The organism is Streptomyces aurantiacus JA 4570 (assembly GCF_000414115.1).
Lineage (GTDB): Bacteria > Actinomycetota > Actinomycetes > Streptomycetales > Streptomycetaceae > Streptomyces > Streptomyces aurantiacus_A.
In genome coordinates this window covers 1-10757 of the sequence record NZ_AOPZ01000558.1, presented here as the reverse complement: position 1 = coordinate 10757, position 10757 = coordinate 1, and the positions used below count along the sequence as shown (strand labels likewise).

The following is a 10757-nucleotide window of genomic DNA, read 5'->3' as shown; positions in this document are numbered from 1 at the left end:
CCGATTCGACGTTATGCCGCGATGAGCGATGACCGGGCGGTTATCCGCCAAATCCGGCGAAATCATTGGCCGACCCAGCTGTCTGTGATGTCGACGATGTCCGCGACATCCGCTCCGGGAAGAGTCGTCAGCGTGGCGCCCGGCACGGTTCGTGTACTCCGTGGTCTCCGGGCGCGAGGCGGAGGCGACGTCGCCTCCGCGGGATATCGCGCTGATCACGGGACAAGGCTATCGCCCCGCACCGGGAACTCGTCATGAGCCGTATGTGTACAAAACCAGGGGGCGAAGTTTGACAGTCTGCACAGTCGCACCACGGGGTCGTGTGCGGATCCGGCCACATACGGCCGCGGGCAGGTGGGCGCCCCTTCGTACCCTCCGGCGCCCCCTTGGCAAACGGGGCGGGCCGATGCACGTTGAGCGTGACGGAACGCACATGGAGCGTGCCGGACGTCGCGCCCACGCGGCGGCGCCCGCGCGACCGACTCGGGAGCGAACAGCCATGGCAGCCAAGATCCTGATCGTCACCGGTGACGCGGCGGAGTCACTGGAGGTCCTCTACCCCTTCCAGCGCCTGCGCGAGGAGGGCTACGACGTCCACATCGCGGCCCCCGCCCGCAAGAAGCTCCAGTTCGTGGTGCACGACTTCGAGCCGGGCTTCGACACGTACACCGAGAAGCCGGGGTACACCTGGCCTGCCGACCTGGCCTTCTCGGAGGTGGATCCGGGTCAGTACGTGGCGCTGGTGATCCCCGGCGGCCGCGCGCCCGAGTACCTCCGGGGCGACCCCGAGCTCCGCAAGATCCTCAAGTCGTTCTTCGACGCGGACAAGCCCGTCGCCCAGATCTGCCACGGCCCGCTGCTCACCGCGGCCATCGGCAGCCTCGCGGGCCGCCGCGTGACGGCCTACCCGGCCCTGGAAATCGACATGCAGGCGGCGGGCGCCACCTTCCAGGACGCGGAAGCGGTGGTCGACGGCACGCTGGTCTCGGCCAGGGCCTGGCCGGATCACTCCGGGTGGATGCGGGAGTTCTTGACTGTGCTGAGGGCGAAGGCACCGGTCACGTAGCCCTCCGCTCCCCCCTGCGGGCGGCTGGTCCGCAAGCTCACGCCACCAACCGCTCCGCGGTGTCCACAGCCTCCCCGAGGCTGTCGACCACGGGCACCCCCGCGGCTTCCAGGCTGGCCCGGCTGTGGGACCCCCCGGTGTACAGCACGGCCCGGGCCCCCACATGCGCCGCCGCCCGGGCGTCGTCAACGGCGTCCCCGATGACGACGACCTGCTCGACGGCCACCCCGGCCAGCTCGGCGAGATGCCGGACCATCCGCTCGGCCTTCCCGGCATGGGAGGCGTCCGTACGCCCGTCGATCCGCACGAACCGCTCAGCGATCCCGTGCCGCCGCACCAGCGGCACCAGATGATCGTGCGGCGCCAACGACAACAACGACTGCGTACGCCCCTCGGCCTGCCGCAGCGCGAGCAGCTCCGCCGCGCCCTCGGCGAGCCCGCACGCGTCCACCCGCGCCCCGTAGTGCTTGTGGAAGACGGCGTCCATCACGAGCCACTCGTCCTCGGTGGGCAGCCGCCCCATCAGCCGCTCGTAGAACAACGGCACCGGCACGCAGTACAGCTCGCGATACCGCTCCAGCGTGATCTGCTCGAGCCCGATCTCCAGGAACGACGCGTTCGTCGCCTCGATCACCGCGTCGATGTCGTGCAGAAGTGTCCCGTTCCAGTCCCAAACGATGTGCGCCCCGCGCTGCTGCGTCCCCATGCCACGACGGTACCCGGCCCCACCGACAACACGTCCGGCACCGGGATCCGCCCCGGTCCGAGCGCTGCCGAGGCCCGCCTGGGCCCGCCTAGGCCCCCGGCCCGAGCAGGTTCGGGATCTCCTGCGTCGCGTACCAGAGCAGCTCGTGGTCCTCGGCGCCGTCCACGACGAACTGCGCGTCGTCGTCCCCCTGGTCCGCCGCCCCCAGCGCGGCGGCCGCCGCGGCGACGTCCGCCTCCGCGTCGTCGGAGTCCACGTGCACCGCGGCCGCCTTGGCCAGCGGCAGCGCGGCGGTGATCCGCACCTCGCCCAGGGCACCCCGGTCGAGCCCGCGGTCGGGGTCGGCGACGGCGGCCCCGTCCGGCACGTCGGCGGCGAGGACGACCCGTCGCCGCGCGGTCCCCGGCTCTCCTGCGAGCATCCGCAGCGAGGCGAGCGCCGCCCGGTTCAGCGCCGCGTACTCCAGCTCCTCGAGGTCGTCCGAGACGTACCACTCGCGCAGCGCGGGCGTCACGGCGTACGCGGTCAGCGGCCCGGGACCCAGTTCACCGGCCTCGTGCGCCTGCGCGAGACGGGGCAGTGTCAGGGGTACGTACACGCGCATGACTGGCCGCTTTCGTAGTCGCCAAGGCTCCCGGGAGTGGCCTCCAGGGCTCCCGGGACGGGCCTTCAGGATACGTGCGCGCGTCCCCCTTCGAGCTGCCGCCCGCCACCACGGCCCCGTCCACCCCGGTACGCCCCGTCACCCCCCGGGCCCGCAAGGACAAGGGGCCGTGGGCACCCCCGCTCACCGTGATGAGTGAACCGCCCGGCCGCCCGCGGGCCCCTCCGAAACCGTTGCGGCGCCCGCCCCGGCAGCCGTACAAGATCCCCAGCAGGAAGTTACTCCCCGGTATCCGCACACCGGCCCACCAGACGCCCGGAGCCGGTCCGGTACCTCGAAGCACCGGCCCACCGGCGCAGAAGCCGACCACAACCTCGGACGGAGTTCGCCATGCACCGCCCCCCGACCAGCCTCCGCAAGATCATGACCCGCCCCCGCCGCCCGGCGGGTACCCACCCCGGCGACACCCGTCCCCCCACAGCCCGCCCCGGCGACTCCCGCCCCGCCGGGACCCCGCCCGCCCACGGGCCGCCCGCCGGGCCGCCACGACCCGCGCCGCCCGGCCTCGCGGCCCCGGCGGATCCCGGCCCAGCCGCCCCCGCACCCGGCGGAGCTCTTCACCGAGCTGCTGCTCCTGGTGCTCAGCGGACAGCGCCCGGTGCACGCGGTGGCCCGCCACGTCGCCCACACCGCGTACGACGACCTGGTCCGCCTCGCCGAACGGCTGCCGCTGCGCTCCGTGGGCGGCCACCGCCCGGCCGTCCAGCGCGTCGGCCACTACGAGGTGCGCCCCGGGGTCTTCGAGGTCTTCGCCCGCGTCGGCGCGGGCCCGGCGCTGCGGGCGCTGGCGTTCCGCCTGCACCGGGGCGACGACGAGCGCTGGCGCTGCACGGCCGTGGAGGTGGGCTGACCGCCCCGCGGGCAACGCGAAGGGCCGGACACCACCCGGTGCCCGGCCCCTCGCTCAGACGCTGCGTACGTTGCTGAGGCGCTCCGTACGCCTACTTCTTGCGGCGACGCCCGCCCTTCTGGGCCTTGCGCCGCTCCGCGCGGGTCATGCCGTCGCCGGAGGCCGTCGTGGAGCCGGCCGGCTGGTCGGAGGTCGTGAAGTCGCCCTCGTCGACACCGCCCTCGGCGTTCGGCGCCTGGAAGTGCAGGCGGTCGGGGCGCTGCGGGGCGTCGAGGCCCTTGGCGCGGATCTCCGGGCGGCCGGCGCCGGCCGGGACCGCGTCCTGGGCGCCCTCCTTGGACAGCGACGGCGCGGCGTCCGCCACCGGAACCTCCTCGACCTGCTGCTCGACCTGGACCTCCAGGTTGAACAGATAGCCGACGGACTCCTCCTTGATGCCGTCCATCATGGCGTTGAACATGTCGAAGCCCTCGCGCTGGTACTCCACCAGCGGGTCCTTCTGCGCCATGGCGCGCAGGCCGATGCCCTCCTGGAGGTAGTCCATCTCGTAGAGGTGCTCGCGCCACTTGCGGTCGAGGACCGACAGGACGACCCGGCGCTCCAGCTCACGCATGATCTCGGAGCCGAGCTGCGCCTCACGCGCCTCGTACTGCTGGTGGATGTCGTCCTTGATGGCCTCGGAGATGAACTCGGCGGTCAGACCCGCGCGGTCGCCGATCTCTTCCTCGAGCTCCTCGATGGTGACCTTCACCGGGTAGAGCTGCTTGAAGGCGCTCCACAGGCGGTCCAGGTCCCACTCCTCGGCGAAGCCCTCGGCGGTCTCCGCGGAGACGTACGCGTCGATGGTGTCGTCCATGAAGTGCACGATCTGCTCGTGCAGGTCCTCGCCCTCCAGGACGCGACGGCGCTCTCCGTAGATGACCTCGCGCTGGCGGTTGAGGACCTCGTCGTACTTGAGGACGTTCTTGCGGGTCTCGAAGTTCTGCTGCTCGACCTGCGACTGGGCGGACGCGATCGCGCGGGTCACCATCTTGTTCTCGATCGGCACGTCGTCGGGCACGTTGGCCATCGACATCACGCGCTCGACCATCTGGGCCTTGAACAGGCGCATCAGGTCGTCGCCGAGCGACAGGTAGAAGCGGGACTCGCCGGGGTCGCCCTGACGGCCGGAACGGCCGCGCAGCTGGTTGTCGATGCGGCGCGACTCGTGCCGCTCGGTGCCGAGGACGTACAGCCCGCCGAGGTCGACGACCTCCTCGAACTCGGCCTTCACGGCCTGCTCGGCCTTCTCCAGGGCGGCGGGCAGCGCGGCCGCCCACTCCTCGATGTGCTCCTCGGGGTCGAGGCCGCGCTGGCGCAGCTCCGCCTCGGCGAGGTCGTCGGGGTTGCCGCCGAGCTTGATGTCGGTGCCTCGGCCGGCCATGTTCGTGGCGACGGTGACGGCGCCCTTGCGGCCGGCCTGGGCGATGATCGGCGCTTCACGGTCGTGCTGCTTGGCGTTCAGGACCTCGTGCTGGACGCCGCGCTTGGAGAGCTGCTGGGAGAGATACTCGGACTTCTCCACGGAGGTCGTGCCGACGAGGATCGGCTGACCCTTCTCGTGCTTCTCCGCGATGTCGTCGACGACGGCGGCGAACTTGGCGACCTCGGTGCGGTAGATCAGGTCCGACTGGTCGGCGCGGATCATGGGCCGGTTCGTCGGGATCGGCACGACGCCCAGCTTGTAGATCTGGTGGAACTCGGCGGCCTCGGTCATGGCCGTACCGGTCATTCCGGACAGCTTGCCGTAGAGCCGGAAGAAGTTCTGGAGGGTGATGGTCGCAAGGGTCTGGTTCTCGTCCTTGATGTCCACCCCTTCCTTCGCCTCGATCGCCTGGTGCATGCCCTCGTTGTAGCGGCGGCCGGCGAGGATACGGCCGGTGTGCTCGTCGACGATCATGACTTCGCCGTCGATGACGACGTAGTCCTTGTCCTTCTTGAAGAGTTCCTTGGCCTTGATGGCGTTGTTCAGATAACCGACGAGGGGGGTGTTCACCGACTCGTACAGGTTGTCGATGCCCAGCCAGTCCTCGACCTTGGCGACACCGGACTCGTGGATGCCGACGGTGCGCTTCTTCTCGTCGACCTCGTAGTCCCCGGTCTCCTCGATGCCCTTGAGGGGCTCGCCGGGCTTGCCCTTGGTGAGGCGGGTGACCAGCTTGGCGAAGTCGCCGTACCACTTGGTGGCCTGGTCGGCGGGGCCGGAGATGATCAGCGGCGTACGCGCCTCGTCGACGAGGATCGAGTCGACCTCGTCCACGATCGCGTAGTTGTGGCCGCGCTGGACCAGCTCGTCCTTGGACCACGCCATGTTGTCGCGGAGGTAGTCGAAGCCGAACTCGTTGTTCGTGCCGTACGTGATGTCGCAGTTGTACATCTCGCGGCGCTGCGCGGGCGACATGTTGGCGAGGATGCAGCCGACGCTCAGCCCGAGGAACTTGTGTACGCGGCCCATCATTTCGGAGTCGCGCTCGGCCAGATAGTCGTTGACCGTGATCAGGTGCACGCCCTTGCCCGAGAGTGCGTTCAGATACGCGGGCAGGGTGCCGACCAGCGTCTTGCCCTCACCGGTCTTCATCTCCGCGACATAGCCGAGGTGCAGGGCCGCGCCGCCCATCAGCTGCACGTCGTAATGACGCTGGCCGAGGACGCGCTTGGCGGCCTCACGCACGGTGGCGAATGCTTCCGGCAGGAGGTCGTCGAGGGTTTCGCCGTCGGCGAACCGCTCCTTGTACTCAGCGGTCAGCGCGCGCAGCTCGGCGTCGGAGAGGGCGGTGAAGTCCTCTTCGATGGAGTTGACCTGGTCCGCGATGCGGTGCAGCTTGCGCAGGATCTTGCCTTCGCCTGCACGCATGATCTTCGAGAGGACGGACACGGGGGTTGGTCTCCTTGCCGGTCGGGCCTGGCACGGTCGGTTTTACTCGTCGGGCAACGGCCATCGTATGCGAGGACCCGGCCGCCCCGGGAGGTCTGCCAATACGTCAACGGACGTGCACCCGTGAAGGTGCCGCTTCCGCCCCGGTAATCCTCGCCCCGCGAGGCCCGGAGCCGCGCCCCACACGGTGCCCTCCGGGGCCGCCCCGGCACAAACCGCTGGCGTCCTTTCGTCCGCCCCCAGCAGAATCAGCCGATGGAGCCCGTCACGCTGACCACCGAGCGCCTGCTGCTGCGCGCCTTCACTCCGGCTGACACCGACGAGGTCTACGCGGCCTGTCAGGACCCCGAGATCCAGCGCTGGACCACGATCCCCTCGCCCTACGCGCGCGTGGACGCCGAGGGCTTCACCGGCCGCATGGTCCCGGACGGCTGGCGCTACGACACCGAGTACACCTGGGCGGTGCGCCCGCGCGGGGGCGGCCCGCTGCTCGCCGCGACGAGCCTGCACCACCCGCGCGGGGGCGCCTGGGAGATCGGCTTCTGGACCGGCAGGGAACACCGCGGGCAGGGCTACATGACAGAAGCGGTGCAGGCCCTCGCCCACTGGGCCTTCGAACGCCTCGGCTGCACCCGCCTGGAATGGCGCGCCGAGGTCGGCAACAGAGGCTCCCGCGCGGTAGCCGAAAAAGCGGGCTTCACCATCGAGGGCACCCTCCGCGCGGCCCTCCTCAACAAGGGCACCCTCCGCGACTGTTGGGTGGGCGCCCTGCTCCCCTCGGACATCGGCCTCACCTCACACCAGCCGTACCTGCCGGCATCGGGGCTCAGCCCGTCCGGCGCTTGAGGACCACTGTCAGACCCTCCCCCTATCGTTTCGAACATGACGACGAGCATGCCGCGCCCCGAGACCGCCCTCTCCGCCGCCGAGGCCCGCCGCATCGCCCTGCGGGCCCAGGGCTTCCTGGGCGCCCCCGACCGCAGGGCGGGCGTCCGCGGCGTGCTCCGCCACCTGGGCGCGGTCCAGCTGGACACGATCTCGGTCCTGGCCCGCTCACACGAACTGATCCCGTACGCCCGCCTGGGCGCGGTCGGCCGCAAGAAGGTCGAGCAGGCGTACTGGACAGACACCCACGCCTTCGAATACTGGTCCCACGCGGCCTGCGTCCTCCCCATCGAGGAGTGGCCCCACTTCGCCTTCCGCCGCCGCGCCTACCGCGCCCGCCCGCACTGGCACCACGACCTCCCGGACGGTGCGTACGACCAGGTGATCAAGCAGCTCCGCGCCGAAGGCCCCCTGACGGCCACCGAGTTGGGCGGCGCGAAGAACAAGGGCGAGTGGTGGGACTGGTCCGACTCCAAGATCGCGGTGGAGCGCGCGCTGATGCACGGCGAGGTGGTGTGCACGGAGCGCCGCTCCTGGAAGCGGGTGTACGACCTCGCGGAGCGCGCGATCCCCGGCGACCTGCTGCACGACGACCTGGACGACACGGAGTGCGTGCGCCGCCTGGTCCGCCTGGCCGGCCGGTCCCTGGGCGTCGGCACGCGCGCGGACATCGCCGACTACCACCGCCTCAAGGGCGAGCAGTTCGACGCGGTGGTCGCGGACTCGGGCCTGGTCCCGGTGACCGTGGAGGGCTGGGACAAGCCCGCCTGGGCGGACCCGGAGGCCCTGGCCGCGCCCCCGCGCGGCCGCCACCGCACGACGCTTCTGTCGCCCTTCGACTCCCTGATCTGGGAGCGTGCGCGCACGGAGCGGATCTTCGGCTTCACCCACCGCCTGGAGGCATACGTCCCCAAGCCGAAGCGGGTGTACGGCTACTTCGCGATGCCGGTGCTCGCGGGCGGCCACCTGGTCGGCCGCGTGGACCCCGCCCGCGAGGGCCGCACGCTGGTGGCCAAGCAGGTGTCCCTGGACGGCCCCAAGGCGGTGCCCTCCGTCGCACAGGCGCTGCTGGAGGCAGCGCAGTGGGTGGGCTGCGATTCCGTACGCGTAGAGCGAGTGGACCGCCCGGAGCTGGCGGCGGACCTGGTCCGCGCGGTGAGCTGACGCCTGCCCCGGGGTCACCGGATCTCGAGGATCTTCTCCCGCATCGCGTACACCACCGCCTCCATCCTGGAGTGCAGCTGCAGCTTCTCCAGGATGTTGCGCACGTGGTTCTTCACGGTGTTCTCGGAGATGAACAACTCCTTGGCGATGTCGCGGTTGTTCATCCCCGTGGCGACGAGCTTGAGGACTTCCAGCTCCCGGTCGGTCAGCCGGGGCGCGGGCACGAGCCGCCGCTCGTCCGTCCGCTGGATCATCGACTTGAACTCGGTGAGCAGCTTCGAGGCCATCGACGGACTGATCTGCGACTGCCCGTCGGCCACCGCGCGAATCGCCGTGGCCACCTCGTCCGTGGAGATCTCCTTGAGGAGATATCCGGTCGCGCCGGCCTTGATCGCGTCGTAGAGATCCGCTTCCTCGTCGCTGATCGTCAGCATGATGATCTTCGCGCTGGGGGCCACCTCCTTGATGGAGGTGCACGCCTCGATGCCGCCGCGCTTCGGCATCCGTACGTCCATGAGCACGATGTCCGGCAGCAGGTCGGCGGCCTTGTCCACCGCCTCGGCGCCGTCGCCCGCCTCCCCGACCACCTGGATGTCCTCCTCGGCGGCGAGGACGATCTCCAGGCCGCGGCGGAAGAGCGCGTGGTCGTCCACGACCAGGACCCTGATGGGTTCCTTGCGCGGGGCGCCCGCGTCCGTGCCGATGCCGATGCCGTCACCGGCATCCTCGCTCCGCATCGGTCCGAAGCTGTCCGCCATCGTTCCTCCCCCTGAAGGCCAGGGCCCGTCTGCCTTGGCTGCACCAACCCTGGGCAGAGTCAAGCGGGTTGGGCTCGCGCCCATGATTCCATGTCCCGCCCCCCAGTCGTGCCCGCAGTGGTCGCACGGGGGTGCCCCTGGGGGCGCACACGCGCTCCAGGGGCACCGGCCTATGCGCTCCGCAGGGGTGCGTCAGCCGAGGGCACTGCCTCCGCCCGCCGACTGCGGGTGGGTGACCATGGGGTCGGTGTTGAGGTGGATGACGCCGTAGTCGTAGGCGTGCCTGCGGTAGACGACGCTGGGTTCCTTGGTCTCGGAGTCGATGAAGAGATAGAAGTCGTGTCCGACGAGTTCCATCTCGTACAACGCCTGGTCCAGGGACATGGGGGCCGCGACGTGCGTCTTCTCGCGGACCACGAGGGGGCCTTCGCCCTGGATCTCGAGCGTGCCGATCCTGGTGGTGGGCACGCCTTCCGGCTCCTCGTCACGGACCAGGCTGCCGTCCCCGTTGAGATGCGCCGCGTCCGGGACGTGGGTGGCCACTTCGGCAGCGGTGAGCCTGCCGTTGCCACGCCTGTTGTGCCGCTTCTCGTGCTGCTTGCGCAGTCGCGCCTCTAGCTTGGCGGTGGCCAGGTCGAGCGCCGCGTACGGATCGGACGCCGAGGCTTCCGCACGGATCACGGGTCCACGCCCACGGACGGTGATCTCCACGCGGTCGGAACGGTCGGCCTGACGCGGGTTGGTTTCCTTGGACACCTCGACGTCGAGGCTGATCACCTTGCCGTCGAGCTTCTGGATCTTCTCCAGCTTCAGCTTCTCGGCCACGTGCTTGCGGAACCGCTCGGGCACCTCGGTCTTGCGGCCCTTGACGACGATGTCCACGCAGAACTCCGTTCCGGATCGCTCCGCTGCTTCGGCGGAGCTTCTCCCTCTTGCACCAGGCCCCGGAAACTCCCGGAGCCTCGGACTCGGTGACTTCCACCTCCTCCTCCCCCGTGGACAAGATCTCCACCCCACCGGCCTCGGGTGATTGCAGAAAACCCATGCGCCGGCAATCCGATATGCGAGGGGCGCTGACCGCCGTTCCTCACAACCGAACATATCTCGCCCGGACGGATGTCGTCACCCTCTACTGACACGTACCTCCATTCGGGTGGATAAGCCCTCTCACTACCTGCAACGATGAAAGTTCTCGGTCAGTTCCGGTTTATTTCGAAAGACGCCGGAGTAGCCGCGACGACTGCGGCGTGGATGATGTTCGAGCGGGCCATTCCGCTGGCTGCGAGGCTGTTCACGGCGGTTTTCGCGCTGCCGTTCCCGCCGCCGCAGCTTGGCCGATTCCCCGCCTGGCGCTCCGCCGTCATCTGTGCTTCCCGCCCGTCGTCGTCGGCCGTCCCGCCCCCTGCCCCGTCACCTACCCGGTGTACGCCACATACGCCTCCCAGTGCGCGGGACGCCTCAGCCAGAGAGGCGCCCGTCGTCATCAGGTCGTCCACGACGACGACCTTCCCCGCCTCCCGCAGCAGCCGTCCCGCGCCGGCCACCACCTCCAGCGCGCCCGCCAGATTCGCCTGCCGCTGGCGGGCCTGCCGCTGGCGGGAGTTGAGCCCCGCCTGGTCCGCCACCGCCCGGCGCTGCCGCAACGCGCACAGCACGCTCACCGGCACCCCGGCGCCCCGCAGCTGCCCCGCCGCCGCGAGCGCGATCCGCCGCACCGGGTCGTGCCCCCGCGCCCACACGGCCCGCCGCG

10 protein-coding genes are annotated in these 10757 nt (G+C 70.4%); 4 read left to right on the top strand and 6 right to left on the bottom strand.

All coding sequences use genetic code 11. From position 1 onward, the window contains the following. The first annotated feature begins 499 nt into the window (after positions 1 to 499). Entirely contained in the window at positions 500 to 1066 is a 567-nt protein-coding gene (locus STRAU_RS38210; protein ID WP_016645740.1) for a DJ-1/PfpI family protein, read from the top strand. Positions 1067 to 1103: 37 nt separating this feature from the next. Here STRAU_RS38210 and STRAU_RS38205 read toward each other — a convergent pair whose 3' ends face one another. Both STRAU_RS38205 and STRAU_RS38200 read right to left on the bottom strand, forming a co-directional pair. Beyond that, positions 1104 to 1772, bottom strand: a complete 669-nt coding sequence (locus tag STRAU_RS38205; protein ID WP_016645739.1) for an HAD family hydrolase — start codon at positions 1770 to 1772, stop codon at positions 1104 to 1106. 88 nt (positions 1773 to 1860) lie between these two features. Further along, positions 1861 to 2376, bottom strand: a complete 516-nt coding sequence (locus STRAU_RS38200) for a DUF6912 family protein (protein WP_016645738.1) — start codon at positions 2374 to 2376, stop codon at positions 1861 to 1863. 637 nt (positions 2377 to 3013) lie between these two features. On the opposite strand from STRAU_RS38200, the gene STRAU_RS38195 reads away from it, so the two are divergent. Beyond that, on the top strand, positions 3014 to 3286 hold the full coding sequence (locus STRAU_RS38195) for an Rv3235 family protein (RefSeq protein WP_016645737.1): 273 nt from the start codon (positions 3014 to 3016) through the stop codon (positions 3284 to 3286). 91 nt (positions 3287 to 3377) lie between these two features. Here STRAU_RS38195 and secA read toward each other — a convergent pair whose 3' ends face one another. Continuing rightward, on the bottom strand, positions 3378 to 6200 hold the full coding sequence (gene secA / locus STRAU_RS38190) for a preprotein translocase subunit SecA (protein ID WP_016645736.1): 2823 nt from the start codon (positions 6198 to 6200) through the stop codon (positions 3378 to 3380). Positions 6201 to 6455: 255 nt separating this feature from the next. Here secA and STRAU_RS38185 point away from each other — a divergent pair, with 255 nt between their 5' ends. Beyond that, positions 6456 to 7046, top strand: a complete 591-nt coding sequence (locus STRAU_RS38185; protein ID WP_016645735.1) for a GNAT family N-acetyltransferase — start codon at positions 6456 to 6458, stop codon at positions 7044 to 7046. 36 nt (positions 7047 to 7082) lie between these two features. Further along, on the top strand, positions 7083 to 8249 hold the full coding sequence (locus STRAU_RS38180; protein WP_016645734.1) for a winged helix-turn-helix domain-containing protein: 1167 nt from the start codon (positions 7083 to 7085) through the stop codon (positions 8247 to 8249). Between the two features lie 14 nt (positions 8250 to 8263). Here STRAU_RS38180 and STRAU_RS38175 read toward each other — a convergent pair whose 3' ends face one another. From STRAU_RS38175 to STRAU_RS38165, 3 genes are all read right to left on the bottom strand, one after another. Further along, on the bottom strand, positions 8264 to 9007 hold the full coding sequence (locus STRAU_RS38175; protein ID WP_016645733.1) for a response regulator: 744 nt from the start codon (positions 9005 to 9007) through the stop codon (positions 8264 to 8266). Between the two features lie 192 nt (positions 9008 to 9199). Beyond that, positions 9200 to 9889 carry a ribosome hibernation-promoting factor, HPF/YfiA family gene (gene hpf, locus STRAU_RS38170; RefSeq protein WP_016645732.1) on the bottom strand — a complete coding sequence of 230 codons (690 nt, stop codon included), beginning with the start codon at positions 9887 to 9889 and terminating at the stop codon, positions 9200 to 9202. A gap of 314 nt (positions 9890 to 10203) precedes the next feature. Then, positions 10204 to 10757: ComF family protein (locus STRAU_RS38165; RefSeq protein WP_037664674.1), on the bottom strand; the 554-nt coding region annotated here is incomplete at its 5' end.